At 52.7% G+C, this 26,439-nt stretch carries 27 protein-coding genes and 1 pseudogene; all 28 read left to right on the plus strand.

Annotation, left to right across the window (positions count from 1 at the left end):
• Positions 1-408 (plus strand): DUF4160 domain-containing protein (locus WCO56_18245; protein ID MEI7731521.1); only part of this gene is annotated, 408 nt, incomplete at its 5' end.
• Positions 386-697 (plus strand): DUF2442 domain-containing protein, encoded by a 312-nt coding sequence (locus tag WCO56_18250; protein ID MEI7731522.1) that lies wholly within the window; start codon positions 386-388, stop codon positions 695-697. The genes WCO56_18245 and WCO56_18250, both read left to right, overlap by 23 nt.
• Positions 698-1,079: 382 nt before the next feature.
• On the plus strand, positions 1,080-2,600 hold the full coding sequence (locus WCO56_18255; protein MEI7731523.1) for an O-antigen translocase: 1,521 nt from the start codon (positions 1,080-1,082) through the stop codon (positions 2,598-2,600).
• A gap of 64 nt (positions 2,601-2,664) precedes the next feature.
• Complete coding sequence (locus WCO56_18260) at positions 2,665-3,561, plus strand: glycosyltransferase family 2 protein (GenBank protein ID MEI7731524.1); 897 nt, start codon at positions 2,665-2,667, stop codon at positions 3,559-3,561.
• A 44-nt stretch (positions 3,562-3,605) separates the two neighbouring features.
• The gene (gene asnB / locus WCO56_18265) at positions 3,606-5,417 is read left to right on the plus strand and encodes an asparagine synthase (glutamine-hydrolyzing) (protein MEI7731525.1); all 1,812 of its coding nucleotides are present in this window, start codon (positions 3,606-3,608) and stop codon (positions 5,415-5,417) included.
• Positions 5,418-5,421: 4 nt separating this feature from the next.
• The gene (locus WCO56_18270) at positions 5,422-6,429 is read left to right on the plus strand and encodes a glycosyltransferase (protein ID MEI7731526.1); all 1,008 of its coding nucleotides are present in this window, start codon (positions 5,422-5,424) and stop codon (positions 6,427-6,429) included.
• Positions 6,430-6,454: 25 nt separating this feature from the next.
• The gene (locus WCO56_18275) at positions 6,455-7,465 is read left to right on the plus strand and encodes a Gfo/Idh/MocA family oxidoreductase (GenBank protein ID MEI7731527.1); all 1,011 of its coding nucleotides are present in this window, start codon (positions 6,455-6,457) and stop codon (positions 7,463-7,465) included.
• Positions 7,462-8,562 carry an NAD-dependent epimerase/dehydratase family protein gene (locus WCO56_18280; GenBank protein ID MEI7731528.1) on the plus strand — a complete coding sequence of 367 codons (1,101 nt, stop codon included), beginning with the start codon at positions 7,462-7,464 and terminating at the stop codon, positions 8,560-8,562. Before WCO56_18275 ends, WCO56_18280 begins: the two co-directional genes overlap by 4 nt.
• Before the next feature lie 52 nt (positions 8,563-8,614).
• On the plus strand, positions 8,615-9,787 hold the full coding sequence (locus WCO56_18285) for a glycosyltransferase family 4 protein (protein MEI7731529.1): 1,173 nt from the start codon (positions 8,615-8,617) through the stop codon (positions 9,785-9,787).
• 122 nt (positions 9,788-9,909) lie between these two features.
• Positions 9,910-10,704, plus strand: a complete 795-nt coding sequence (locus tag WCO56_18290) for a polysaccharide deacetylase family protein (protein MEI7731530.1) — start codon at positions 9,910-9,912, stop codon at positions 10,702-10,704.
• Positions 10,705-10,766: 62 nt separating this feature from the next.
• Complete coding sequence (locus WCO56_18295; GenBank protein ID MEI7731531.1) at positions 10,767-11,801, plus strand: glycosyltransferase family A protein; 1,035 nt, start codon at positions 10,767-10,769, stop codon at positions 11,799-11,801.
• A 178-nt stretch (positions 11,802-11,979) separates the two neighbouring features.
• On the plus strand, positions 11,980-12,270 hold the full coding sequence (locus tag WCO56_18300; protein ID MEI7731532.1) for a glycosyltransferase: 291 nt from the start codon (positions 11,980-11,982) through the stop codon (positions 12,268-12,270).
• Positions 12,271-12,460: 190 nt separating this feature from the next.
• On the plus strand, positions 12,461-13,360 hold the full coding sequence (locus WCO56_18305) for a formyl transferase (GenBank protein MEI7731533.1): 900 nt from the start codon (positions 12,461-12,463) through the stop codon (positions 13,358-13,360).
• Positions 13,357-14,334: a polysaccharide deacetylase family protein gene (locus WCO56_18310; GenBank protein ID MEI7731534.1), complete on the plus strand. Its 978-nt coding sequence runs from the start codon at positions 13,357-13,359 to the stop codon at positions 14,332-14,334. The genes WCO56_18305 and WCO56_18310 overlap by 4 nt, the downstream gene beginning before the upstream one ends.
• A gap of 36 nt (positions 14,335-14,370) precedes the next feature.
• Positions 14,371-15,342, plus strand: a complete 972-nt coding sequence (locus WCO56_18315; GenBank protein ID MEI7731535.1) for a glycosyltransferase family 2 protein — start codon at positions 14,371-14,373, stop codon at positions 15,340-15,342.
• A gap of 142 nt (positions 15,343-15,484) precedes the next feature.
• Positions 15,485-15,763 (plus strand): hypothetical protein, encoded by a 279-nt coding sequence (locus tag WCO56_18320; protein MEI7731536.1) that lies wholly within the window; start codon positions 15,485-15,487, stop codon positions 15,761-15,763.
• Positions 15,764-15,865: 102 nt separating this feature from the next.
• Positions 15,866-17,002, plus strand: a complete 1,137-nt coding sequence (locus WCO56_18325; protein ID MEI7731537.1) for a glycosyltransferase family 4 protein — start codon at positions 15,866-15,868, stop codon at positions 17,000-17,002.
• Positions 17,003-17,077: 75 nt separating this feature from the next.
• Entirely contained in the window at positions 17,078-17,992 is a 915-nt protein-coding gene (locus WCO56_18330; GenBank protein MEI7731538.1) for a glycosyltransferase, read from the plus strand.
• 184 nt (positions 17,993-18,176) lie between these two features.
• Positions 18,177-19,193, plus strand: coding sequence for a transposase (locus WCO56_18335; GenBank protein MEI7731539.1), 1,017 nt, complete (start codon positions 18,177-18,179; stop codon positions 19,191-19,193).
• Between the two features lie 204 nt (positions 19,194-19,397).
• Positions 19,398-19,658 (plus strand): hypothetical protein, encoded by a 261-nt coding sequence (locus WCO56_18340; protein ID MEI7731540.1) that lies wholly within the window; start codon positions 19,398-19,400, stop codon positions 19,656-19,658.
• A 152-nt stretch (positions 19,659-19,810) separates the two neighbouring features.
• Positions 19,811-19,924 (plus strand): annotated as a pseudogene (locus WCO56_18345) (glycosyltransferase).
• A 249-nt stretch (positions 19,925-20,173) separates the two neighbouring features.
• Positions 20,174-20,449 carry a hypothetical protein gene (locus tag WCO56_18350; protein MEI7731541.1) on the plus strand — a complete coding sequence of 92 codons (276 nt, stop codon included), beginning with the start codon at positions 20,174-20,176 and terminating at the stop codon, positions 20,447-20,449.
• A 148-nt stretch (positions 20,450-20,597) separates the two neighbouring features.
• Entirely contained in the window at positions 20,598-21,272 is a 675-nt protein-coding gene (locus tag WCO56_18355; GenBank protein ID MEI7731542.1) for a GNAT family N-acetyltransferase, read from the plus strand.
• A gap of 35 nt (positions 21,273-21,307) precedes the next feature.
• Positions 21,308-22,429, plus strand: a complete 1,122-nt coding sequence (gene rffA, locus WCO56_18360; protein MEI7731543.1) for a dTDP-4-amino-4,6-dideoxygalactose transaminase — start codon at positions 21,308-21,310, stop codon at positions 22,427-22,429.
• Between the two features lie 587 nt (positions 22,430-23,016).
• Positions 23,017-23,802, plus strand: a complete 786-nt coding sequence (rfbF, locus tag WCO56_18365) for a glucose-1-phosphate cytidylyltransferase (GenBank protein MEI7731544.1) — start codon at positions 23,017-23,019, stop codon at positions 23,800-23,802.
• Between the two features lie 5 nt (positions 23,803-23,807).
• Positions 23,808-24,956: a CDP-glucose 4,6-dehydratase gene (rfbG, locus tag WCO56_18370; protein ID MEI7731545.1), complete on the plus strand. Its 1,149-nt coding sequence runs from the start codon at positions 23,808-23,810 to the stop codon at positions 24,954-24,956.
• Positions 24,957-24,961: 5 nt separating this feature from the next.
• Positions 24,962-25,423, plus strand: coding sequence for a dTDP-4-dehydrorhamnose 3,5-epimerase family protein (locus tag WCO56_18375; GenBank protein ID MEI7731546.1), 462 nt, complete (start codon positions 24,962-24,964; stop codon positions 25,421-25,423).
• Positions 25,416-26,369 carry an NAD(P)-dependent oxidoreductase gene (locus WCO56_18380; GenBank protein MEI7731547.1) on the plus strand — a complete coding sequence of 318 codons (954 nt, stop codon included), beginning with the start codon at positions 25,416-25,418 and terminating at the stop codon, positions 26,367-26,369. Before WCO56_18375 ends, WCO56_18380 begins: the two co-directional genes overlap by 8 nt.
• The last annotated feature ends 70 nt before the right edge of the window (positions 26,370-26,439 follow it).

The raw sequence follows: 26,439 nt of genomic DNA on the forward strand, positions 1-26,439 counted from the left end.
GCGTGCGCCTCAGTCCTACTCGACCCGGTTCATTTTTCTGCAAGATCGGTTCCCAGTTTCAAGTTTCAGGTTTCAGGTTTCAGCTTTTCTGAGTCCGTGTCCATCAGTGTTCATCCGTGGTTAAAAATTGAAGCTCAACCAGGAACCAAGAACGGTTCCTTCCGGTCATCTATGCCTACCGTTTTAAGAATCGGGAACCTGCGTTTCCATTTTTACTCTGACGAATTAAGCGAACCCGCCCATATTCACGTTGCCAATCCGGATGGCGAGTGTAAGTTTTGGTTGGTGCCAGTACGATTGGCGAGCAATCACGGGGTTAAACCGCATGATTTGCGACGAATTGAAATTTTGGTTTTTGCGAACCGCAGTTTGTTGAACCAAGCTTATGAAAAATTCGATGGGCGTTGATACTTTCAGCCCTCTTGAACCCACTGCGATCAAAGCGTGGGTCAAAGGCCGCACGGTGTTTGTTGAATTGACCGATGACCGAGTGATCGGATTTCCAGCTAATCGCTTTCCCATCCTAAAAAGAGCATCCAACGCTGAACTCCAGCAAGTTTCCCTTAGACTGAATGGCTATGCTTTACGCTGGGAAAACCTGGATGAAGACATTACCGTGCCGGGAATTGTGGCGGGGCGTTTCCCAGAACCCCCTTTGGTGGACCAAAAAGTCAAAAACCTGGTCAGACACCTCTGAACACCCATCCCTACCGTAAACTGTTTTTGAACCAATAACAACCACCTGATAACCGATAACAGTTCTTGATCTTAACTGTTTTCATATCCAGGTCTCATATGTTTCAATTTTTTTGCCATGTCCGGCTTCCCATCTTTCTGCCGGTTCATTTTTCTGCAAGATCGGTTCCCATTTTCAAGTTTCAGCTTTTCTTAATCCGCGTCCATCTGTGTTAATCAGTGGTAAAACATGACCGTCATTATCCAAGTTATTAGTCTCGGGAAAAACACCGCTGCGGCTGTCATTCGATCCTTTTGCGGAGAAGTTTTCCACTGCCAGGGCATGGAGCCACTGAGTTTCGGCGAAAGACTGTTTTGATTCCCAAGTTTTTGATTACTTTCACATGCCCTCGACATCCCCAAAAAACTCGTATGGTCAGATCATTAAGAGCACCGGCCTGATTGGTGGATCTTCGTTGGTTAGCGTGCTGGTGAGCATGGTTCGGGTCAAGTTTACGGCCGTCTATCTCGGCCCCTTGGGAGTTGGGTTGTTTGGTGCTTATACCACGATCCTTCAGCCGATCACCGCCGTGTCCGGGTTTGGTCTTGCGGCTAGTGGAGTGCGGCAGCTTGCTGAAGCGAACGGAACTGGTGATCAAGCCAAGGTGGCACGCACGGTTCTCACCGTAAAACGGGCGGCGCTGCTCTCTGGGGTCATCGGCGCGTTATTGCTGCTCGTCCTTGCGTACCCAGCCTGCCTCTCCACCTTCGGCAATACCGAGCACGTTATTCCATTGGCCGTTTTATCCCTGACGCTGTTGATCGGCGGCTATTCCAGTGGCTTGGGCAGTGTGCTTCAGGGTTTGCGCCGGGTGCGCGATATGGCGGCGCAATCCATCATCGGTGCCGTGCTTGGCTTGCCGCTGGTCATTCCCATGATGATACTCTGGGGCATTGATAGCATTGTGCCCATGATGGTGGCTAGTTCGGTGATGGGCGCGAGTATCACTTGGTGGTACAACCGCCGTATCCAATTGCCCGTGGTTCACATGACCTGGCGGGAAACGTGGATGGAGGCAACGCCGATGCTCAAGTTGGGCTTTGTATTCATGTCCACCGGCTTGATGGGGGCCGGGGTTGCCTATTTGACGCGGTTGATTATTATTCGCAAGCTGGGCTTGGAAGCCAATGGTTTATTTTCCGCCGCGTATATGTTGTCCAGTTATTATGTCGGCCTGATCCTTGCAGCAATGAGTACGGACTTTTATCCTCGGCTCACTGCCGTAGCGAATAACAACCTGGAAATCAACCGTTTGGTCAATGAACAAACCGAGGTAGGCATGTTGATGACCATGCCAGGCTTGGTGGCAACTCTATTGCTTGCTCCGTTGGTAATTCGGGTTTTTTATACCGCAAATTTCAACCCTGCCATTGAAATCCTCCAATGGCAGGTTTTTGGTATTGCCTTGCGGGTTTTATTCTGGCCAATGGGTACGATTCTAGCGGCTAAGAATGCCAAACGTTTAATCTTAATTACGGATGTGGCTGGCAATTGTCTCAGCCTCATTTTCTTTTATTTGGGCATCGAATTCTTTGGCCTGCCGGGTACGGGAATCGCGCTATTTCTATTTGGTTTAAGCGCAGTGCTCATTGGCATTGTGGTCACTCATCGTTTGACCGGATTCCGTTGGTCGTTGGCCAACCTCAGGTTGCTCGGTGTTATGGCTTGTCTTCTGATTCTCAGTTTTTTGGTTGCCAGAAACCTGACCTGGTTGTGGAGCACCACCATCGGGGTGGCATTAACGGGATCCACCGCGTGGTTTTGCTCGCATACGTTGAACCGTTTGTTAGGCCACAACCTCTTGCTTGCGACTTGGAATAAACTCAAAAACAGCTTTCCTCTTCGAGGGAAAAGTGAATCCTAGCTGCTACCACGCAAACTCACTCCCCACCCGCCAAGCAAAGAGCTTGCTCCTCCGCCCGTCCCCCATGCCTCCTCTCGTCTCAATAATCATCCCCAGCTTCAACCAAGGTAAATTCATCAAGGCCACCTTGGACTCCATCCTGTCGCAGGATTACCGGCCGCTGGAGATCATCGTGGTGGATGGCGCTTCCAAAGATGAAACCGTGACTGTCCTGCACCAATACGATGGCGTGCCGGAAGTCAAATGGATCTCCGAACCGGATAAAGGCGTAGTGGACGGTGTGAATAAAGGTTTCCGACGGGCACAGGGCCTGTTTGCCGCGATCCAAAGCTCGGACGACTATTACCTGCCGGGGGCCATTGCCACGGCAATGAAAGAGTTACAGAATGATTCGCAGCTTGGGTTCGTTTTTGGTGACATCGTCAAAATAGACGCGGATGGCCGGGAGCTTTCTCGGTCCAAGCTGGGGCCATACTCTCGAGAAAATATTCTGTCCCTGCAAACTTGGATCCCCCAGCCCTCGTGCTTTTTTCGTCTCGAACTCGCCCGGCAGCTTGGCGGGTGGCGCGAGGAAGTGCCGTATGCGCCCGACACCGAGCTGTGGTACCGCATGATGCTCCGGGCTGGGGCCAGGAAAATTGACCAGCCATTGGCCGTGCGGCGCATGCACGGGGAACAACGCGACCGGCAGGGGGAAAAAATTATCCGCTCGTATGCCCAGGTGGTACAGGATTATTTTGAGAAGTTTGGCGCCCCCCCGGAATTGCGTCCAGCGGCGGAAGCTGGGCTGCTGCTGATGCGCAACCGCTATGGGTATGGCGAGAACGAGTCCGTTAAACTGGACCGCCTGCGGCAGGCGGTGGAAATGTATCCACCACTCGCCAAGTTGCTACCTCCAGCCAGTGGACTTTTTAGGCGGGCAGTTGGGAAGGTGTTGCGAAAGCTAAGAGTGCGCCAGTGATTTTGGGTAGACAATATTTATCACGGATTTGTTAAATCGATATCATGTGTGGCATATTTGGATTTGCCGGTAAAGTCAGTGAATCGGAGTTCGAGCGGTGCGGCCGCTTGCTGCGACACCGGGGGCCGGATGCCTTTGGGGTCCATCATGATCGGGATAACCAGGTACATTTTGCCCATTGTCGGCTGGCCATTATTGACTTGTCGTCCAATGGCGCTCAGCCGATGTGTAATGAAACGGGTGACGTCTGGGTGGTTTTCAATGGCGAGATATATAATTTCCAGAAGCTGCGCCAGGAGTTGGAGGGATTGGGACACGTGTTCAAATCCAATAGCGACACCGAAGCCATCCTGCACGCGTGGGAGCAATGGGGGACGTCCGCCTTTAAGCGGTTGGAAGGGATGTTTGCGTTTGGGTTGTGGGACCGCCAGCGTCGGCAACTGGCGCTGGTGCGGGATCGGGTCGGCATCAAGCCCCTTTATTATGCGGAAACTGTCGGCGGGCTGGCCTTTGCGTCCGAACCCAAAGCCATTGTCAACCTGCCCGGGTTCAAGCGTAAAATATGCATGGAAGGACTCGCGGATTACTTAATGTATAGCTATGTGGCCGGCAGTCATTCCATTTGGGAAAATATCCATCAGTTGCTGCCGGGGCATTACCTGCTGTATCACCTAAAAGATCGTCGTTCCGAAATCAGCCCGTATTGGCAACTTAATTCCGTGCCGCGCCATTGGTCGGAACCGGAAGCCATCGAATGCCTCGATGGGCTTCTTAAAGCGGTGGTCAAAGAGCATTTGATAAGCGATGTCTCCATTGGAACTTTCTTGAGCGGAGGACTGGACTCAACCATGGTTGCAAGCTACGCCGCCGAGGCGCATCCACGGATTCAGACCTTCACCATTGGATTTCAAGGCTGGGTGGTGGATGAAACGTCTGCGGCGCGCGTCACCTCGACCGTGCTGGGTACGACTCACCACGAGGAGTTTGTTCGAGCCGACCGGATGGAGGATTGGATGCCGATGTTTAAGCAACTCGACGAACCCATCGGAAACACCTCCAGCATCCCCACGTTCCTCATTAGCAGCCTCGTTCGGAGGCAGGTCACCGTGGCCCTTTCTGGAGACGGTGGCGATGAAGTTTTTGGCGGCTACAAATGGTATGCTCACATGGAACGATGCCGCTGGCGCAAACGAGCCCTGTTTGGATGCTCCCCGCTGATTCGGGCTTTAGGTCAGGATACCACCAAACTCGGGCGTCGGGCGGACCGTCTGCACTTTTATCGGCAGTTGCATTGTCCCAGTTTTGATAGTAGTGAAATCCGCACCCTTTTTCCCGGCTTGCCTGACGACTTGTTGCGCCGCCCGGCGACTTGGCTTTATGAGAAACATTTTCAGCCGGAACCCGGTGGTATCAAACGCTGGCAGAATTTGGATTTCCACACCTTTTTGCCGGATAGCAACCTGGTGTACTCGGACCGAGCTTCGATGTTGAACTCGATTGAAATCAGGGTACCGCTGCTGGATCGTCGCATCATCGAATTCGCGTTTTCGCTGCCGGAACACCTTTCCATGTCCGATCTGACGCAAAAACTGCCACTGCGCAAGCTGCTGGAAAAACGTGGGTGCGGCCACGTCCTGCAAAACCGCAAACAGGGATTTTCCTGCCCGGTGTTTCTCTATTGGAAGCCTGAGGACATGGCGCAAGAGATGCTCCACGGGGCTCTGGTGCGGGAAGGGATTGTTAACCCGGTGGCACTCAGTGAAATCTGCCGACCGGAGGTCGTTCAAGCCAATGGATTACGTATCTGGCTGCTGATGGTTTTGGAAAAATGGTTCAGCAACTGGATGCTGGTCTAACTTCATGAAGCAGCCCAATCACATTCGGCAGCAATTCGGAGTTTTAGGCTTGGACTTGCCACGTTTGGCTTGGTGCCTGGCCCGACCTGGTGGTTGGCTCCATTACCGGAACCGCATTGATAATTTGAAGATTTCCCCGGATGGCCGGGCCGTGGCCTGTCAGAGTCAATGGGGTAGCAATCTGCACGCGATGGACCAATTCCCCGCGCTCAGTTGGCCGCTGATGCGGCGCGCGCTTCGGGCGTGGCCGGTGCGATTGAGCCGAACCCCGGTCATCTGTGGCGCGCCGCAACTGTCTTTCATCCTGCCGCACCGGGGACGGCTAAGGCTGCCATTGCTGCATATCACCATTGAATCCATCCTGGCGCAGCGGGAGGTGCCAGTGGAGTGTATGGTGGTCGAGCAAAATGAGCGCCGGGAAATTTTTGACCTGCCGCGTGGCGTTCGCTATCTGCATCTGCCCCATCCCAAAGATCCGGTTTCCTGGCGCAAATCTTGGGCCTACAATGAAGGCGTTCGTCTCGCTTCCACCGAAATCGTGGTTTGTCATGACGGCGATATCCCAGTCCCCACTCGCTATGCGGTGGAAATTCTGCGGCAGTTCCGGGAGCACCAATGGGATGCGGTGTTTCCGCAGCGGTTCCTGTTTTACCTCAATTCCTCAGTTACACGTGAAATCATTGCGCAGCGTTCCCTTCCCCTCTGCCATTTGCCGGAATGTGTCCGACAGAATTGGAAAGGCGGCACCTTGGCAATCCGAAAAGAAGCGTACTGGAAAATCGGCGGCTTTGATGAGCAATTTATTGACTGGACGGGGGAAGATCTCGAATTTCATGACCGTTGCCTGGAGTTGAATTGCTTTGACTACGGGTACATCCCCTTCCTTCATCTCTGGCACCCTCCACAGGAAACCAAACTGGGACTAAAAAGAGAACAGAACCTCGCAGAATTCCATAATTTGATGCAAATCCCGCGAGCGGAACGCATCCGCCGGTTGGTGGGTCAAACGTGACAGGCGGTATGAATCTTGAAGTCAAGTGAGTGATCATTCCCTAAAAATTGCCATTGTCGGCTGTGGTGCCATCGCCGGGGAGATGCATGTGCCGGCAGTGCTGGCCAATCCGCACGGCCGCTTGGCTGGTTTGGTGGATGCCGACCTCGCCCGTGCCCGAGCGCTGGGCGAAAAAATAGGTGTTTCCCGGATTGCCGCCCGTCTTTCAGAGCTGACTGGGGAAATCGATGCTGTGATCCTGGCGACCCCGCCGCATATTCGTCCGGCGCTGGCAGTAGAGGCGTTTGCGATGGGCTGCCATGTGCTCTGCGAAAAGCCGATGGCCAACACCGCCGCCGAATGCGCGCAAATTATTGCGGCGGCCAATGCAACCCAAAAGGTGCTCGCCATCGGCCACAACTACCGTTTCTGGCCGGTGCGTCAGGCGATCAAAAAAATTATTATGGAGGGCCGACTTGGTACGATTCAACAAGTGGAAATTTCTGAGGGCAAACCGTACACTTGGCAGCCGGTTACGGGCTATACCATGATCAAAAGCCTTGTGCCGGGCGGGGTGTTGCTCAATGCGGGCATTCACACGTTGGACGCGCTCCTCTGGTGGTTTGGACGTCCTGTGGCGGTTGCCTACGAGGACGACGCCTGTGGCGGCCTGGAGAGTAACCTGCGTTTGCAATTGGAATTTGCCGGGCAAATCAAGGCAGGCTACCGGCTGAGCCGCACTTGCCTTTTGGATAATCAAATCCGGATTCAAGGTGAACAGGGAACCGTTCAGTTGTCCATCTATGGCCGGGATCGCTACCAATTCATTCAAAATGGCGCCTCCTCAGTAATCGATTGCGGCGAGCCGGGCTCGACCGCCGATCTCAGTGCCCAGGTTCAGCTCACCGATTTTATTAGTTCCATTTACTCCGGCAAACCGCCCCAGGTGGATGGTCTGGCTGGTCTTGCCGCCGTCCAGTTGATTGAGCAATGCTACCTGGCTAAGCGCAAGCGGCCTTTGCCGGAAAAGGCCCCGCTGCCGGGATTAACTTGGTGAAACCGTACGAAAATAAGCTGGTGCTGGTCACCGGTGGAACTGGCTTTGTTGGCGGTCGGCTGGTCGAGCGGCTGGTGCTCGAAGAAAAGGCGCGCGTGCGCGTCTTGGTCCGTAATTGGACCCGGGCGGTATGGGTCAGCCGGGTGGATGCCGAGCTGGTGGAGGGCGACCTCACGGATCTACCGTCCGTGCGGGAAGCGGCCAAGGGGGTGGACTATGTCTTCCATTGTTCCAGTAGCGGCAACTCGCCAGAATCTTACCGGCGCACGAATGTGGATGGCACGCGTAACCTGCTGGACGCCCTTGCCAGCCAGTCATTATCGCGCCTGGTTTTCCTCAGCAGCATTGCAGTTCACGGCCCTAATCCGGCCGATGGCATGAATGAACAGTCCCCCATGGCACCCGGTGCCAACGCGTACAGCCAGTCCAAGATCGAGGCCGAATTGTTATTGCTGCAGCGCTGGCGCGATCAGAAGACCCCCATCACTATCCTCCGCCCAACCTTTATCTGGGGGCCACGCTCTCATTTGTTCACAATCCGGCAACTGAAGGAAATGCGGCACGGCACCTTTGCCCATGTGGACGAAGGCCGGGGCTCGTGCCACGCAATATATGTGGATAACCTGGTGGACTCAATGTTGCTGGCTGGGCTAAAGCCGGAGGCGGTGGGGGAGGCGTTTTTAGTCACCGACGGACTGGACATCACCTGGGGCGATTTTTTCGGTTACTACCAGCAGTGGTTAAAACTGGACAAACAGCCTTCGATTAACTCTCGGTCCCAAGTGGTGCGCAACGGTGCCAGGCTGGCCGATTGGCTGGATGAGTGCCTGGTGCGGTTTAGCGGTAATCCGGCCCCCTTCTGGCGGCGCGCGGTGCGGCGCAGTCTGCGAATCGTGCGGGATCAGTTGCGCGCATGTCATTACCCACGGCTTTGGGACTTGGAAAAATTTGCCCGTCGCGGTCACGTCAATATCGGCAAAGCCAGGCGGTTGCTGGGCTATGCGCCACGTTACGACCTCGCCGCTGGCATGGCCGAAACTGAGCGTTGGGTGAGAGACCAGATGGAGGAAGTTTTTGGGAGTATCAAAAACCACTAGTAACGACGTTTTTGCCAACTAAATTCATCACGCATTTCGTCCTCCTAAAATAATGCATATCACTTCCATTTCAATGGATGCGGGCGGCCAAGGTTCCATACCAGATATTATCCGCAAGCAGGTCGAGTGTTTCGCGGCTCTGCAGCAGCGTGTGACAGCAGTTTCTGATTATTTTGGCCAATCGTACCCATGTGAGAGCAAAATTACCATTAAACCGGAAATTCCTCGTGCCTGCCAGTTTGGGGACCGGATTGCCATGGCAGGTTGGAATCGCCTCCCCAGAAGCAATTTAAAAAGCCTGTTACGCCCCAAAAACTTTTTCAGGGAGATTTATTTTCCTCGTACGGCAAATAAATGGCTGACTAGCAATGGACGATCGGGAAAGTTTGACTGTTTGCTGACCAATCAGTGTGCGATTCCTCCGTGGTTGTCGGGCTCGTCGCAAGCATTGGCAGTGCCTTCTGTGTTTGTGGAGCACGGAGATGTTTTTACTTACGGGTGGAGTTATTTTGGGTTGCTGACGACTGCCTATTATCGGTGGTGCATGAAGAAAATATTCCGATCTGTTGACCATTTAATTGTGGTTAATCAGCGGGCGGCTGAGGCGGCCAAGGCGCGTGGTGTTCCCGGTGACCGGATTTCCATTATACCTAACGGGATTGATCTGGAGGAGGTAGGTAGTACGATACCCAAGCCAGTTGGTCAATCGGGGCCATTCCTGAATCTATTATTTGTTGGTGAGTTGGTCGCCAGAAAAGGAGTGCCGGAGTTGCTTCACGCCTTGGCCTTGCTAAAAGGTAAACCAATTTTCTGCCGATTGGCAGGTGTCGGCCGGGATGAAAAAAAGTATCACGAACTAGCCCATGCGCTTGAAATTGACAGCATGGTCGAATTTCTTGGCTACGTGCAGCGTAAAAACCTCGGGCAATATTATGCGGCTGCGGATGCCTTCGTGCTGCCTTCCTTCGCCGAAGGAAGGCCAGCGGCAATGCTTGAAGCCATGGCCTGTGGATTGCCGGTAATTGCCTCGGACATTCCCGGCATTTCTGACACCATAAGGCATGGCTGCGAAGGGTTGTTGGTACCGCCGGGGAATCCGAATCGTTTGGCTGAAGCACTAAATTCGGTCGCATCCAACCCAGAGATGATTGAATCCATGGGCAAATTTGCGCTGCGTAAAGCTGAGGATTTTTCCTGGAAAAAAGTTGGGGGCGGATCAAAGTAACCTTGGAAATGGTGATCCAACGGGCTAAATCCGAAGGATTGCGATCAGCCTAATCGTGATATAAACGAAGTGAATGTGCATGCCGACACTGCAAATTATACGACGCATACGACCGGGATTACATGATTGTCTCGCTCACCTTTGACGACGGATTAGATTGCCATCTGGACGTGGCCATGCCGTTGCTGGCGAAACACGGATGGCACGGGACGTTCTTCGTTAATCTGAACTCACTTGGGTTTTGCGGCCGTTTGCCGGATTGGCAGGCCGCCGCCAAACGGGGGAACGAACTGGGCAATCACACCATTTTCCATCCTGCCGTTTCCGGTAAGAGCTATGTCACCGAGGGCAATTGCCTGGAGAATTACACTTTGGACCGCATGCGCGTGGAATTAACCACTGCCAACCAAATCCTCACCGCCTTGGACGGCCGGAAGGAGCGCACCTTTGCCTATCCCTGCTGTAATCCCGTGTTGGGACGTCCTGGCTGGTCAAAACGATTGCTCAAAAAATTCGGTCTGGACCGAACCCGGCTGATGAGTTGCCTGAACCAATGTCCCGCTCTGGACCTCGTTGCCTCCCAGGCTGACTACTCCTCACTTTTGCCCGAACTATTCGTCGCCGCCCGCGCTGGGGGCTATCCGACTGGAAGGGGCCCAGTACCCTTGACTGAGCGTTACAAAGTTCCTTGCCTTTCCGCAGATGGAAAGACCGCCGATCAACTCATCGGAGAATTCGAGGCCGCCAAAATGCGTGTCCCGTGGGTACCGTTTATGTTCCACGGCATCGGTAGTGGTCATCACTTATCCTGTACTGAAACTGACTTTCAAGCCCTGCTCAAGCACCTGTCTGGCGACCCCAATAATAAAGTCATGCCCTTCCTCGCCGCCGCCAAAACCCACTACTCAAACCAATAACTGATAACTGATAACTGATAACTCCCCCCAAGCCTCAAGTTTCATCCCTCCGCCTTTCGAACATGCCTCACCTCATCCCGCACCTGGTTTCCACCATCATTCCTGCGTACAACCGCCCGCAGATGCTGAAGCGCGCGGTGGAGAGCGTGTTGAAGCAGACGTACCGCCCCATTGAAGCCATCATCTCCGATGATGGCTCGACCGACGGCACCCCCGAGATGGGGCGCACACTCGAAAAAACGCATCCGGATGAGGTCAGGTACATCTGGAATCCCAACCGGGGGGCTGGCCCGGCGCGGGAATCCGGCCGCCAACTGGCGCAGGGCGAGTTCATCCAGTATCTGGATAGCGATGACCGGTTACTGCCGCCCAAATTTGAAGTCATGGTCAAGGCCTTGCGCGAGCATCCGGAATGCGGTGCGGCGTATGGGTTTATCCGCTTTTGCCCAGAAGGCCAGGAACCCTGGCCGCAGCCGTACAAATGCTCTGGCCAAGAGTTGCCGGAACTGTTCCCGCGCCTGCTTTATGACCGGTGGTGGAATACCGATTGCCCCCTCTTCCGCCGCACCGTGTGCGATGCCGTGGGGCCTTGGACCGACCTGCGTTATTCTCAGGATTGGGAATATGATGGCCGGGTGGGAGCGTTGAAAACCAAACTCATTCATTGTCCCGAGTTTGTTTGCGAACAGCACGATCATGGTGGCGTGCGTCAAACCGCCAAGTCACCCTGGCTTAAGCCCCCGGATCGCCTGCGTTTCCTGCGCCTGATGTTTCAACATGGACGACAGGCCGGTGTGGGCATGGAGTCGCCCGAAATGCGTCATTTTGCGCGGTGGTCCTTCCTCAATGCCCGCCAATGTGGGCTCTTGGGCGATGCTGCCGCCGCCAAAGGGTGCCTCGAACTGGCCGTGGAAGCCAGCAACGGGGCCTTCAAAGATATGCCTGTATATCGCGTGGTGGCGAATACCGTAGGGTGGCGAATAGCCGCGCAATTGGCGAGTGCCCTGGACCGCTTAAAACCGGGTAAAACCAGCAATACCACGCTTAAACAATCCTGGATGGAACGTCCTCAAACACCACCCAAGAACAAATTTTAGCATCTTCCTTCCTGCTTTAAAAAAGACCGACATCGTTGATTTGCCGTCGAAAACCTCAGTAACTGAGAACCGCCAACGGTCCAATACAATTAACCAATAACTGCTAACTTGCACTCAATTCTCGGGTTTCAGTTTTCAGGTTTCAACTTTCATACCTTCCCCCGCCATCTCCGTCGTCATGAGCGTCTATAACGGCGAAAGTACGGTGGCCCGTTCCGTCGAGAGCGTGTTGGCCCAGACGGGTGTGGATTTTGAGTTCATCATCGCCAACGACGGATCAAAAGATGGGACTGCTGGAATCCTTGACGGCTTATGCGGCACGCGATGCGCGGGTGCGGGTAATCCAGTGTTGGCAGATCGGCAACCTGAATTAATTCTAAAGCACTGCCGAGTTTACCCGCTGGGTGACCGATCCAAGATCAAGTCTATGTTAGACGAGTTGAACAGTATTCCCCGCCAAGTCAGGTGAATAAGCTGTTGCGTGCCAAGGCGGCGGCGAGCCTCGCCATGGCTTTACTCATTGGTTGCAGGGATAGGACACAGGGACTAGCCGAAAAAAGGGCGTGAAAACTGAAAAAAACAAAACTTTTGTGTTCCAAACCATGTTCCAGGCATTAACCCGAGTGTTTTTCGTTTTGGAATTTGAATCAGTTATTTAATTGAAAAGGCTTAAAATTGTTGTTCTCACTTGCCCGGGCGGATTTCAAACGCATCTGGTGCGTCGCCTCATAGAGCGGCATGAGGTCATTGGTTGGTTGACAGTGAGTCAACAACCTCCTTCGCGCAGCCAAAGACTAAGTGCGCTTTGGTCTCGTTACAGGAGTCCTGTGTGTCTGGCTCAGCATCTCGAGGCGCGAAGGAATTGCGTTTCCTTTGAAGAACGCGCTCAGCCGTTGTGGGATAAATTGTTCGGCGCTCAGAATCTGCCAAAAGTTCAGCTCGCCATCCCGAGATTGCATGTGCATGATGTGAACTGCCCGGAAGCGGTTCGGTTTGTCCAACAGTTGGCACCTCGTCTCATTGTAGTCAATGGAACAAATTTGCTGCGAGCACCGTATTTGGACGGAACCATTGGCGAAGGAGTCAAGATTCTAAACATTCACACCGGTTTGAGTCCTTATTCCCGTGGCGGCAATTGCAACCTCTTCTGTATTTTGCATGGTCAATTGCAGATGGTTGGGGTAACTGTCCACCACATCGACGCGGGGATCGATAGTGGTGACATAATCTACACGGATCGCCCTTCCATTAGGGGCGAAGATACTTTCGAGTCGTTGGAGCATAAGGTGTGTCGCCTAGGAGTGGATCTGCTGATGCTCGCATTGGAGCAGTTTAATCAAGGCTCACTGCCGCGGCACCCTCAATGGACCAAGGGGCGATTATTCTTGCGACGAACAGGTTATGTTTACGAGCCATATCAGCGGCTGAAAGCAAATTCCCTGTTGCAGGGAGGTGGTTTGATCGAGCAATACCTGAGGAATCGCGCAGCGTACGATGAAAGTGTCACGTATTTCCCTCCCACCGAGCCTCAAGACACGTGGAGGCATCCAAGTACATGAATGCTTCTATGCTGACCCGAGTTGCCCGTGCTGGTGTCCGCCTCGGTTATCATGGCCTGCTGAACCGTCATTTCCTTAAGTCGGCCCTGGCGGGCAAGGTGACCATATTGCTGTATCATCGCATCGCCGAACACGATGAAGATCCTTGGCTTGAGGAGTGTGGTGTACCATACACTCCCCCGTCAATATTCCAAAAGCATCTGGAGATGTTGCTTTCTGTGAAGGGGCAGGTGCTGACCATGGACGAACTCCTATGCGTACCGGGTAATGTCAGCCGTCCCCGTTTCGTCATCAGTTTTGATGATGGTTTTGCAGATAATTTCACTACTGCCCGGAGCATTCTTGAAAAGTATGGCCTGCGCGGACTGTTTTTCATTGCAACTTCATTGCCAAATAAACATCGGTTGTGGGACCATCGTTTGTCGTGGCTGCATGGCCAACCGCCTGCGCGTGCGAAAATGGAAAGCATGCTTCGTGCGTGGTTACCGAAGCCGATGGCTCGGCATAATGCGTTGTGGTGCCTGCGGCATTTGTTGCCTCCGCAGGAGATTGAGAGAATGCTGGACACCCTCGAAGGTGAATTTTCCCCATTTCCTCAGTCCATCGCTGAGAAGATCTATGGGAGCTGGGAGCAAATCCGGGATACGGCGAATGCTGGACATCAGATTGGTGCCCATACCGTTCATCACTGGATGAGGCATACCATAGGCCTTGAGTCATTCCGAAGCGAGCTTCTGGCTTCCAAGGCAGAGTTGGAAAAACAGTTAGCTCGACAAGTCACGGCGTTTTCTTACCCCTATAATTCCTATTTATTCACCGATGTGGAGCTTTGTCGGGAAGTCGGTTTTACGCAGATCTTTACCGTTGATCCGGGGCGTTTTGCCCCTGGCACCTTGCAGGATACGGTTCCGCGGAGGACGGTTTTTAGTGTTCACGATTCCCTTCCCCGATTTTCACAATTGTTATTGGATTGAGCATAGCCGGGAAATGCGAATCGCCCCCATTTACGTTTGTCCGCGTTTTTAGGCTTTCAACTTTTCATTAGAATGCTTTCCCTTCCCAAAGTTTCTGTTGTCATGAGCGTTTTTAACGGCGCGCGCACTCTGCAACGCGCCGTTGATAGTATCTTGTCCCAAGCGGGTGTGGAGTTGGAGTATATCATCGTCAATGATGGGTCCAACGATGGTACGGCACAAATGCTGGTGGCTCTTGCGGAGAAGGATGGCCGGATCAAAGTTATACACCAGCCAAACGCCGGTCTGACGCGGGCGCTGATTCGTGGATGTGCCGAGGCTAAAGGCGAATTTATCGCTCGCCAAGATGCGGATGATGTGTCGCTGCCGGGGCGATTGGCCAAACAATCCGCGTTTTTGATAAATAATCCCAGCGTAGCCTTGGTCTCCTGCTGGACCCAGTATATCGGTCCGGAAGATGAACTGCTTTATGATGTATGCCGGAAAGAAGATCCAGAAGTGGCAACCGCTATGCTGCGGTCTGGAGATGCTAGTAGTCTCCGCGGCGCTTCCGGTCATGGCACTGCCATGTTCCACCGAGCCGATTATCTGCGTGCCGGCGGATATCGGGACCAGTTTTATTTTGCCCAAGATATGGATCTCTGGCTGCGTCTGGCTGAATTGGGCCAGTTAGCCTTTGTGCCGGAGGTGCTGTACCAGGCGCGGTTTGGGACCTCTGACATCAGCGGTAAGTATCACCGTGAACAGATTGCCTTGGGTAAGTTAATGCTTCAAGCGCACGCGGCGCGGCGGGGTGGAGAAAGTGAAACGCCCTATTTAGAGCAGGCGGCCAGAATTCGCCCAGATGGTCGAAAATCAACAAACCGACAGCAGGCTGCGGGTAGCTACTTCATCGGCAAAATGTTACTTGGTCGCGGCGATGCCCGTGGTCGTAAATACCTCTGGCAGGCCGTCCGTATCTGCCCCCTCCATTTTAAAGCCTGGCTGTCACTTGTGCTGAACCGGTGATACAAAATGGCCTATGCGTTTCGGAGCCAGTTATAATTCCACCCTGTTGTTTCACGTCGTTTGTGATCGTTTGCGAAGCCACGTTCTGACTCTGCGAGGTTGCACTCAGGGTGGCAAGTGCCGCGTTGGCGCTCGGGTGCGTGTGGATAATCCCCATAAGTTGGCGCTCGGGTTTCGCTGCCAAGTTGAGGAGCAAGTCTGGTTCAAGCTAGTAGAACCCAAAGCTCAAATCAGCGTCGGCAACTATACCTTCATCGGGCGGGGGAGTGAATTCGATGTGCTGGATCACGTCACAATTGGCAATCATGTGTTGATTGCTCCCGGTGTGTTTATCTCTGACCACGGGCATAATATTGCCTCAGGTTCGCTCATTGCCAGCCAAGAATGCACTTTCGTGCGTAGTTTGCAGCGCAATCAATGATTAACGTGGATGTACATCGCAGTGAAGTTAATTCATGGGTTTGAAACTCATTTTTACGAATTTGAATCGTGATGAGTTATTGTGTTCTGTCGTTGCTGAAATATGATTAAAATAGGTTTTTTTTCTCCTTATGGGCTGAGTGGTTTTTCAGGTGTGAATGCTGCTTTGCACAAGCATCTTTCCGGAGAGGGTTGTCAATGCGACCTCATAAGTCCGCCGCCGCCATGGCGGGCGAATCTTGTAAAACGAATATTTTATAAAGCGACTCGCCAGCTGAACGGGCTGCAATATTTGTGGGAAAAGGGTGTTTCGCGCTGCCGTTACTATTCGCGACATATCGACCAATCACTCGCTGATGGCAATTACGATGCGGTTCTTATAACGGGTACAGAAAACTGTTCGTTCTGTAAAACGAATGTCCCGCTGTACTCGTATGGCGACTCATTTTTTGGTTCGCGTGTTGATTTATATCCTGATCAAGTACTGGCAAAAATCCACCCGCGATCAATTCATGAGGGTATTCATGTCCAGCAATTGGCTTTGCATCGGCTCCGCCGAATTTACATCAGCTTTCAATGGGCGGTGGAACGAGCAAAAAAGTTTTATGCCTATCAGGGTTTGGAAAAGATCGAGGCTGTGGGCATTGGTGCCAACCTTTATCAGGACACCGGGATCGTCAAAAACACGAGTGACAATGAAAATTTGGGTCTGCTATGGATTGGTGCCGATTGGCAGCGTAAAGGTGGAGACTTGGCCGTTGAGACTGCTATTGCATTACGAAACATGGGAATTCAAGTGAAGTTAAATCTGGTGGGAGCATCCCACCCTGTGCCTGATGGTACATGGATTAAACATCACGGATTCCTTGATCCACAGAATGGGGAGCATCGCAAGCGGCTTTTTGACATTTTTTTTGAATCATCTGTTTTGCTTTTACCTACCAAAGCGGATCTTGGCTCTTTAGCGACTCTGGACGCCTTCGCACTGGGTTGCGTCCCGGCAGCATCGCCTATGGGTTCGATTCCTGAAATCATTGTTAACGACGTTAATGGATGGTTAATTGCGCCGTATTCAGCTCACGAGTGGGCAAAAGTGATTGCGCGAAACGTTCGCAATTCGAAAACCATGAAGGAAATGGTTGAGCGAAATCAACTGCTTTTTAAGACCAAGTGGAATTGGTTTAATGTTTGTCAGAAAATAAGAAATGGCATTCGGGAGGATATTGCAATGCGTAAATAATACTTAGGTGTGTGGCAACAATAAGGATTGATTCTTATTTGGACGCCCGCAAACAGACACCTGACGGATTCACAAATGTTATCTATTGTCATCCCAACCTACGGGCGCGAAATGGTTTTGCTCGATAGCATTGGTTCGCTGCTGCGATTGTTGTCTCCGGGCGCGGAGGAACTCTTGGTCATGGACCAGACTTCGGTGCATGAGATTGGAACTCAAAATCAATTGGAGGAATGGAATCTCAATACCAAGATCCGATGGAATCGCTTGCCTCAGCCTTCCATTGTCAATGCCATGAATATGGGTTTGCAGCAGGCTACCGGAGATTTGGTGCTTTTCTTGGACGACGACATCATTCCCAGCCCAGCGTTGGTGACTGAGCATGTCAAAGCCCACGCCCTCCATCCCGAAGCTTGGGCTGTAGCCGGTCAAATCCTCCAACCCGGCGAGGAACCGGCGCAGGTTAAAAACCCAACGCCGTCACTGAAACACCGTTTAACCGAATCACTAAAACACCGCTTCAATTCTACCCAACCCGGTTACACCCTAAACGTCATGGCTGGCAACCTATCCGTAAAACGGGCAAAGGCACTTGAGATAGGTGGATTCGATCCCAACTACATCGGTGTGGCCTACCGGTTTGAATCCGATTTTGCGCGGCGAATCTGGGCGGCAGGTGGCAACGTCTGGTACGAGCCAAAAGCCTCGATCCGGCATTTGCGCGCCCCATCCGGCGGCACCCGAGCTTATGGGCACCACCTCACCTCCGCCTCCCCGATGCATGGTGTGGGCGATTATTACTTTGCCTTGCGTCACGGCCAAGGATTGGAGAAGTGGTGGTATATTGCAAGACGCCCGCTCCGCGAAGTCCGCACCAAGTTCCACTTGCAACATCCGTGGTACATCCCGATCAAACTACTGGGCGAATTGCGGGCAATGCTCCTGGCGTTTAAGCTGGTCCAACAACACCCAAAATCACCAAAAATCGCGTAGCCGATAACCGATAACTGTGTTCATTTATTCAAGTTTCAAGTTTCAGGTTTCAAGTCTTGGGTTCCCATTTTTTTGCCAATAAATATTTTTGCCATGTCCGGCTTCCCATTTTTATGCCGGTTCATTTTTCTGCAAGATCGGTTCCCATTTTCAAGTTTCAGCCTTGTTTTAAATTCAGCGTTCCATGTCCGACGCAAACCCAAAACCGTCCGCTGAGCCCATCGTCAAGGCAGAGTATGACAGCCCATGGAAAAAGATGTTGGGGCTCCTGTTTCCGCAGGCGGTACAACTTTGTTTTCCCGCGATTGCGGCGGATATTGACTGGGCCAAGGGGTTTGAGTTTTTAGACAAGGAATTTGAACAGATCGTGCGCCTGGCCGAAACGGGCGACCGCCACGTGGACAAACTGGCCAAGGTTTGGCGTTTGGGTGGCGGGGAACAATGGGTGTTGTTGCATGTGGAAGTGCAGGCCCAATGGGAAGCTGACCTCGACCGTCGTTTGTTTGATTATTATTCCCGGATCTTCCAGCGCTTTAACCGCTCGGTCGCCACGGTGGTGATTTACGCCGATGCCAATCCCCGGTGGCAGCCCACCGTCTATGAAAACGAACTCTGGGGCTGCAAAGTGCGCTTGGAATTTCCCACCGTAAAATTATTGGACTTGGCCGCAGATGAGGAAGCGCTACTGAACCATCCCAATCCCTTCGCCATCGTGGTATTGGCCCAGGTTGAGGCGGTGAAACACGCCAAAGACGAAACCCGCAAGTTCGCCTGGAAGAAGCGCTTAGCGCAACTGGGCTACCAACGCCACTATGAGCGGGACCTGATTGTGGACTTGTACAACTTCGTGGATTGGGTTATCCTGTTGGCAGAACCTCTGGCAGTGAGGTTCGACGGTGAACATACTGCGTTTGAGAAAGAACAACATATGGAATACGTGACACATATCGAACGGCGAAGCATCGAAAAAGGTCGCCAAGAAGGTCGCCAAGAAGGCCGCCAAGAAGGCCGCCAAGAAGGCCGGGTGGAATCGCTCCAAGAAGCCGTGCTTGATGTTTTGGAGACGCGGTTCACCGAATTACCCTACTCCTTGCGCGAGTCTGTGCTTGCGATCCAGGATCGGGACGCTTTAAAAAGACTTCATCGTCTGGCCCTGCAAGTGCCTGATATAAATACTTTTACACATCAGACCAAAGTTTGAGTTTAAGGCCTGACGCTTGCGGACTTTTTGAGCAAACAATAACAATTAACTGCTAACCGATAACGGTTCTTGATCTTAACCAAGAACTGCGAACTGTTTTTGTTTTTAAACCGCGAACTGTTTTCACAATCCGTTATGTTTCTGAAGCCGGAGTTGGAACGGGAAGTCGAGCAGGAAATTGCCGAATTTGAAAACACAAAACGTATGAAATACATTACCAGCATTGAACGGTTTGGTCTCGAAAAAGGTCTCGAAAAAGGTCTCGAAAAAGGTCTCGAAAAAGGCCGCCAGGAAGCCTTGCGCGAGAACATCTTTGCGGTTCTGGAGGCCCGGTTCACGGATGTTCCTTATGCGATTAACGAAGACCTCAAGGACATTGCCGATCTGGATCGCCTCAAAGCACTGCTTCGTCGCGCAAGTACGGCACCCACACCGGAGGATTTTCTTCAGACCCTGCGGAAATGAGGCAGAGGCCCGCTTCTGCTTGGTACCGTCCGATAACCGCCTCGCAACTAAAACCGCCGAAATGAGAACTTTTTCCGATTTTTGCGTCTTTGCGCGGCCATTCAAAACTGAAGGCCGCAAACCAGGAACTGTCTTTGCCTTTATGCGATGGCCGGTATTTGATTCAAAGGGGACCGGTGGCGGGTTTTCGCTTCTTGGCTTGTACCATTGCCATCTTCTCCGGTGCACAACTGTTCGCCCTAGAGATCATCGGCGAATACCTCGTATGAATGCATTTCCGCTCGCTCGAAAAACCTCCGTACTGTGTGGCACCAACCACGGAGCAATTTAAACAGCCCACGTCTATTCATGCAAACTGAGTCTCATCCTTTGATTTGTGCTGGTCGCGTTTGGGCTACGGCTGAATTGCTTCCAACAGATTCTGAAGTATTTGGGTTTAGTGTAGGGCGACTTAAATTGAGCCAATATCCACCTACACATAACCAGTTCTCAGAAGCTTCCGAATCACTGCGAGAATGGGTGCACCATCTGGCGGCACCCGTGCCTACGGCCACCACCTCACCTCCGCCTCCCCGATGCATGGCGTAGGTGATTATTACTTTGCCTTGCGTCATGGCCGGGGACTGGAGAAATGGTGGTACATTGCAAGACGCCCTTTCCGCGAAGTCGGCACCAAGTTCCACCTGAAACATCCGTGGTACATCCCGATAAAACTACTGGGCGAATTTCGTGCAATGCTCCTGGCGTTTAAGCTAATTCGACAACAACCAAAATCACCCAAATTCGCGTAAGTGATAACCGCCTCGCTAGGTAAGTATTTTCGTCACTTGCTCATGCTTGTTTATGTCTTCTAATATTTCGCAAATACATAGGGATGGTTCGAGCGATTGCGAAGTTCTACCGTGGGACACTGAGTTTTTTGGAGTGCGAATTGCGCGCTTGAAGCTCGATTACTTGGTACCCGAAGGGATTGCCCGGATGGTGGAATGGTGCAGGCAGGAGCGGATTGATTGCTTGTACTTTCTAGCAGATTGCAGTAGTGCTGCTACTATGGTCTTGGCAGCCGAAAATCGTTTCTTCCAGACTGATATCCGGATCACGCTGAGCTGCAATACTACTGGTTTAATTACTGCCATGCCAAATTCCAATAGCATCCGGAGTGGGTGCGCTCAAGACTTGGATAGGCTGGAGGCTATTGCGCGGTGCAGTCACCACGATTCCCGTTTTTATTTCGATGAACGTTTTTCACGACAAAAGTGTGATGATCTGTACGCAAACTGGATGCGCAAAAGCTTTTCAGGGCTTGCCGATGAAGTTTTAGTTGCCGAATGGAATGGCGCTGCAGCGGGTTATATTACCTGTCGTATAACGGAACCGGGCAAAGGCGAAATCGGTTTACTGGGGGTAGATGGCAGGGCGCGCGGCCATGGTCTTGGTCCTCAGTTGGTTGGGGGTGCCTTGCAATGGTTTCGCGACCGCAACGTCAAAACGGTTACGGTAGTGACGCAGGGGCGCAATGTGATCGCTCAACGCTGCTACCAGCGCGCTGGCTTTTTAACCGATACTATTCAGCTATGGTTTCACCGCTGGTTTTCATATGCACTGCCATCATGAAATGAAGAATCCCATTGGAGGTTAATACATTGAATATGATTCCGTTTAATCGTTCTTCGCTGGTAGGGCGGGAGTTGGAATTCATCACTCAGGCAATTACCATTGGGCAGGTGGCTGGTGATCAGACTTTTTCTAAAAAATGTCAAATTATTTTGGAGCAGACTCTTGATGTAGAAAGGGCCCTGGTCACGACTTCTTGCACTCATGCACTGGAAATGGCCGCTTTACTTCTCGATATCGGCCCTGGTGACGAGGTGATCGTCCCTTCCTTCACCTTTGTTTCCACCGCCAATGCGTTTGCCTTGCGTGGCGCAAAGATCGTCTTTGCAGATGTGCGGCCAGACACTTTGAACTTGGACGAATCCAAGCTCGAAGCTTTGATAACAAACAGAACAAGAGTCATTGTGCCTGTGCATTATGCGGGCGTGGGCTGTGAAATAGCCTCCATCATGGAGATTGCCAATCGCCATGGCGTCGCCGTTGTTGAGGATAACGCCCATGGATTATTCGGGAAACACAAAGGCCGCTGGCTGGGAACCTTCGGCTGTCTGGCAACGCAGAGTTTTCATGAAACGAAAAATATAACATGCGGGGAGGGTGGGTCGCTGCTAATAAACGATACGGCGTTGGTGGAGCGCGCCGAGATTATTCGAGAAAAGGGCACCAACCGCAGCCGGTTCTTTCGTGGCCAAGTGGATAAATATACTTGGGTGGATATTGGATCCAGCTATGTGATGAGCGATGTGTTAGCTGCATTTCTCTATGGACAACTGGAACAATGGCGGAACATCCAGACGGTCCGGAAAGCGATTTGGGGGCGATACCATGAAGGTTTGCGGGCTTGGGCCGATGCCAGCGGAGTTAATCAGCCACTGGTGCCAGAGTACTGCGAACAGGCGTACCACATGTATTACCTGCTCATGCCGGATTTGGAAAGTCGGCAAAATCTGATAGCCAGACTAAAGGAACGGGGAATTATGGCAGTGTTTCATTACCTGCCTTTGCATTTGTCTCCGATGGGAGTAAAACATGGTGGCAGACAGGGAATTTGCCCAATCACGGAGGATGTGAGCGATAGGTTGGTAAGATTGCCGTTTTATAACACGTTGCACGAATCTGAACAGGATTGGGTAATTAAATCGGTATTGGCAAGCTAGTGGCAGAACAGTTTTTATGAGCACGGTTCTTTTTTGCGGGGGCAGGTTGGTTGAATATTTTGTGAGGCAATTATGTTGGCACTCGTGATTCCAGTCGCACCAAAACGCGATCAAAACCAGTGGACTGAAGGATGCTCCCTGTTGCATGATACATTGGCGTCAATAACTAGCCAGGCTTCATCTGAGTATCACGCCATCCTCCTCCGCCATCGAGGTGACAGTTACTACTACCTTGGATCGGGCTCAGGTGCGTTATGGGCCGTTATGGGCCGCCGAACTTGCTGAAAATGGACATCGAGGGTGCAGAGGTAGATGCCTTGCGTGGAGCCACTAAAGTTTTGAAAAACGCCAGACCCATATGGCTGATCGAACTTCATGGCTCGGAATGCGAGCGAAAGGTGCGGAAAATTCTGGTGGCTACGGGCTATCAGTTTCAAGGACTGGGTGGCAAAGGATTGTCCCCGGCGCAGTCCTTACCGCATCATCTTATCGCGCATCCTCGTTGATGAGTTTTAGAACTCGAAAAAGCTAATTGACTCAATCGTTTAAACCAATCATCGTTTTGTGGCCAACGCCATCGTTGCATTATGAAAGTTGCTATCTTATGCGGTGGGAGGGGGACCAGGATACGTGAAGTCAGCGACCTGATCCCCAAACCCATGATCCCGGTCGGAAATCGGCCCATCTTGTGGCATATCATGAAGATATTTAGCGCCCAAGGCTTTAACGAATTCGTGTTGCTTCTGGGATACAAGGGGCAAGTCATTCGCGAATTTTTTCTCAATTTTGCCGCGCATACAGCGGATATGACCATTGACATGAACGTCCGTGGTTCCGGGCGGGTTTGTTTTCATAGTGAAACCCAGGAACCATGGAAAATTACGCTGGTGGACACTGGTGAGCAGGCCATGACGGGCGCCCGGCTGTGGCGGGCGAGGAAATTCCTCGCTGATGCAGATGGTTTCATGGCCACCTATGGCGATGGGATCGGCAACGTGGATCTCGGACGGCTGCTTAAGTTTCATCAGGCGCATGGAAAAACTGGTACCTTAACGGGCGTTCGCCCGCCCGGGCGCTTTGGGGAGATGGAAGTGCAGCAGTCCCGGGTATGCAAGTTTAATGAAAAACCCCAGGTAAGCGAAGGGTACATCAATGGCGGATTTTTTGTTTTCGATCCTTCCATTTTTGACCGGTTTTTAAATGATCGTGAAGATTTGGTTTTGGAAAAGGAACCGTTGGAACGGATGGCCTCGTCAGGGGAGTTGATGATGTGTCCGCACGATGGTTTCTGGCAGCCCATGGATACGCCCCGGGAATACCAATTGATCAATGAACTTTGGGCTGGCCCTAATCCGCCTTGGAAGATCTGGTGAATACTATGGATGCTTTTAAACGATTCTACGCTGGTCGAACGGTGTTTGTCACGGGCCATACGGGCTTTAAAGGGGCCTGGCTGACCTCGTGGTTGCTGGAGTTGGGGGCGCACGTCACGGGGTTCAGTGATCAAGTGGCGCCGGGAAACGGCTTATTTAAGTCGTTGGGCCTGGAATCGCGCCTGGAGCACCTTTTGGGCGACGTGCGGCAATTCGACCGCCTGAACCAGGCAATTCAAAACTGTGCCCCGGACGTTGTGTTTCATCTGGCGGCTCAGCCCTTGGTGCGCTATTCGTATGAGTATCCTTTGGAAACCTTTGCCACCAATGTGATGGGGACGGCCAACCTTTTACACGCCTTGCGGACCTCTCGCAAGCCTGTGGCCGTGGTGGTGGTTACCTCGGACAAATGCTACGAAAATAAGGAATGGGTGCATAGCTATAGGGAAGAGGATGCCGTGGGCGGGTTTGATCCCTACAGCGCCAGCAAAGGGTGCGCGGAACTGGTGGTCAGTTCTTTCCGTCGATCCTTCTTTGGTGCCCCCTCCGCATCAGCCCCCATCGCCGTAGCCACGGCGCGTGCCGGTAATGTGATTGGCGGTGGTGATTGGGCCGCAGACCGCATTCTGCCTGACTGCATTCGGGCTTTGATGCAGAATCTTCCTGTGCGGATCCGCAAGCCCCAGGGCACCCGCCCCTGGCAGCATGTGCTGGAGCCGTTGAGCGGGTATCTGTGGCTGGGCTGCCTGCTGGGGCGCCCATCGCAGCAGGTTGTTGAAAAGAACGGGAATGGCGTCCAGCCCAGTCTGTCCCAACTGTGTTCCGCATTCAATTTCGGTCCTGGCTTTGAATCCACTCGCACCGTGCAGCAGTTAGTTGAGGAAGTGCTGAAGAACTGGCCGGGAGCCTGGGTTGATTTAAGCTCTCCCGATGACCCGCATGAAGCGGGCCTGTTGCATTTGGCGATTGATAAGGCGGTGCATACGCTGCATTGGCACCCCGTCTGGCCGTTTGAAACCGCGGTCGGAAAAACGGTCCAATGGTACGCGGAGATCGGTCAGGGTAAACGAGGTGCCGCCGAGGGGGTCTTAAGTGATATTGAAGCCTATGTTCAGGATGCGCGGGCGCGCACCTTGGAGTGGGCGCAGGTTTAAAATTTATGGCAAACCAAAATATTCATGACGTCCAAGTTGTGCCCTTGCGGCAGATTCCGGACGAGCGGGGTAAAATCATGCACATGCTGCGCGCTGATGCCCCCCACTTCCGGCAATTTGGTGAAATCTACTTTTCCACCGTCTATCCCGGAGTTATCAAAGGCTGGCACATCCACAAAGTGATGACCCTGAATTACGCCGTGGTGTCGGGGCTGATCAAAATGGTGTTGTATGATGATCGCCCGGAATCGCCCACGCGCGGCGGATTGATGGAGCTTTTCGTCGGCGAAGGGAATTATTCTCTGGTGGTTGTGCCACCGCTGGTTTGGAATGGCTTCAAGGGTATTGGTGATCAGATGGCGATCGTGGCTAACTGCGCTACCCATGCGCACCAGCCAGACGAAATCATGCGGTTGGATCCTTTCAGCCCAACAATTCCTTACCAATGGGAATTGCGCCATGGTTAAACCGGGGCCGATCCTCATTCTCGGCGGGGGTGGATTTTTAGGGGCCAGGCTCGCCGAGGCGCTCTGTGAACCGCATGAGGTGTGGGTGACCTACCGGAGAGCCTCCGCCGCCCGACAGGCTTGGCTGGACAAATCCGGCGGCAAAATCCGGGGCTTTTGTTTTGATTCGGAGCGGCAACGTGATTTGCCGGTCGGCAACCCTTTCGCAGCCATCATCAACTTGGCAATGCCCGGCGCCGCGGAGACCCAATCCGACCCCGTCCGCAGTCTGGATAACGCTTTGCGCGGAGTCAATGCCTGCCTGGACTTGCTGGGGAATGGCGGAGCCGAGCGGTTGATCCATTTCTCCACCTTCCATGTTTACGGGGCCGATGGCCGTTCCCAAATAACCGAGGGCGATCCTCCTGCGCCACGGCATCCGTACGGGCGGAATCATTTGGCCTGCGAGGAGTGCCTGCAAACCAGCCCCCACGCCTCGCGTGTTTGCATCGTCCGCCCAACCAATATTGTGGCGGCTCCTGCGCATGATGATCTTGGCCCACAAGCCGGACTGATGGCGTTGGATTTGTGTCGGCAGGCAGCTCAGCAAAACCGAATAAAATTGCAAAATGATGGTCAAAGTTACCGGGATTTTCTGGCGGTCGGTGATTGCCTGACGGCGGTCAAAATTTTGTTGGGTGCGGATCAATCGCTGATGGGGGGGAGACTGCTGAATCTGGCTAGCGGCACCGCCATCCGTCTGGCGGACGTCGTGGCCATGATTCAGAAGCAGTCTGAAATGGTTCTTGGGCATCGGCCAGCGGCCGAGTTCGGCCATGGGACCGATGCTTTTAGGCATCCGTTCCGGGTTGCCGTCACGGCGCTGGCATCATTGGGTTGGCGTCCCAAGCTGGACTTGGAACGGGAAATCCGGGCCATTTTGGAGTTTTTTTATCACACGGCATGAGCCCCTTGCGTTTTTTGTTCATTTCGCCGCCGTGTGCTGGACCGGTGAACCGGGCGGTTTATCGTGTGCT

The sequence above is a fragment of the Verrucomicrobiota bacterium genome (assembly GCA_037139415.1).
Taxonomy (GTDB): Bacteria; Verrucomicrobiota; Verrucomicrobiia; order Limisphaerales; family Fontisphaeraceae; genus JBAXGN01.

Coding starts and splice junctions, on each gene's coding strand:
- WCO56_18250 (MEI7731522.1), top strand. CDS start 386: ATGAAAAATTCGATGGGCGTTGATACTTTCAGCCCTCTTGAACCCACT.
- WCO56_18255 (MEI7731523.1), top strand. CDS start 1,080: ATGCCCTCGACATCCCCAAAAAACTCGTATGGTCAGATCATTAAGAGC.
- WCO56_18260 (MEI7731524.1), top strand. CDS start 2,665: ATGCCTCCTCTCGTCTCAATAATCATCCCCAGCTTCAACCAAGGTAAA.
- asnB (MEI7731525.1), top strand. CDS start 3,606: ATGTGTGGCATATTTGGATTTGCCGGTAAAGTCAGTGAATCGGAGTTC.
- WCO56_18270 (MEI7731526.1), top strand. CDS start 5,422: ATGAAGCAGCCCAATCACATTCGGCAGCAATTCGGAGTTTTAGGCTTG.
- WCO56_18285 (MEI7731529.1), top strand. CDS start 8,615: ATGCATATCACTTCCATTTCAATGGATGCGGGCGGCCAAGGTTCCATA.
- WCO56_18290 (MEI7731530.1), top strand. CDS start 9,910: ATGATTGTCTCGCTCACCTTTGACGACGGATTAGATTGCCATCTGGAC.
- WCO56_18295 (MEI7731531.1), top strand. CDS start 10,767: ATGCCTCACCTCATCCCGCACCTGGTTTCCACCATCATTCCTGCGTAC.
- WCO56_18300 (MEI7731532.1), top strand. CDS start 11,980: ATGAGCGTCTATAACGGCGAAAGTACGGTGGCCCGTTCCGTCGAGAGC.
- WCO56_18310 (MEI7731534.1), top strand. CDS start 13,357: ATGAATGCTTCTATGCTGACCCGAGTTGCCCGTGCTGGTGTCCGCCTC.
- WCO56_18325 (MEI7731537.1), top strand. CDS start 15,866: ATGATTAAAATAGGTTTTTTTTCTCCTTATGGGCTGAGTGGTTTTTCA.
- WCO56_18330 (MEI7731538.1), top strand. CDS start 17,078: ATGTTATCTATTGTCATCCCAACCTACGGGCGCGAAATGGTTTTGCTC.
- WCO56_18335 (MEI7731539.1), top strand. CDS start 18,177: ATGTCCGACGCAAACCCAAAACCGTCCGCTGAGCCCATCGTCAAGGCA.
- WCO56_18340 (MEI7731540.1), top strand. CDS start 19,398: ATGAAATACATTACCAGCATTGAACGGTTTGGTCTCGAAAAAGGTCTC.
- WCO56_18350 (MEI7731541.1), top strand. CDS start 20,174: ATGGGTGCACCATCTGGCGGCACCCGTGCCTACGGCCACCACCTCACC.
- rffA (MEI7731543.1), top strand. CDS start 21,308: ATGATTCCGTTTAATCGTTCTTCGCTGGTAGGGCGGGAGTTGGAATTC.
- rfbF (MEI7731544.1), top strand. CDS start 23,017: ATGAAAGTTGCTATCTTATGCGGTGGGAGGGGGACCAGGATACGTGAA.
- rfbG (MEI7731545.1), top strand. CDS start 23,808: ATGGATGCTTTTAAACGATTCTACGCTGGTCGAACGGTGTTTGTCACG.
- WCO56_18375 (MEI7731546.1), top strand. CDS start 24,962: ATGGCAAACCAAAATATTCATGACGTCCAAGTTGTGCCCTTGCGGCAG.
- WCO56_18380 (MEI7731547.1), top strand. CDS start 25,416: ATGGTTAAACCGGGGCCGATCCTCATTCTCGGCGGGGGTGGATTTTTA.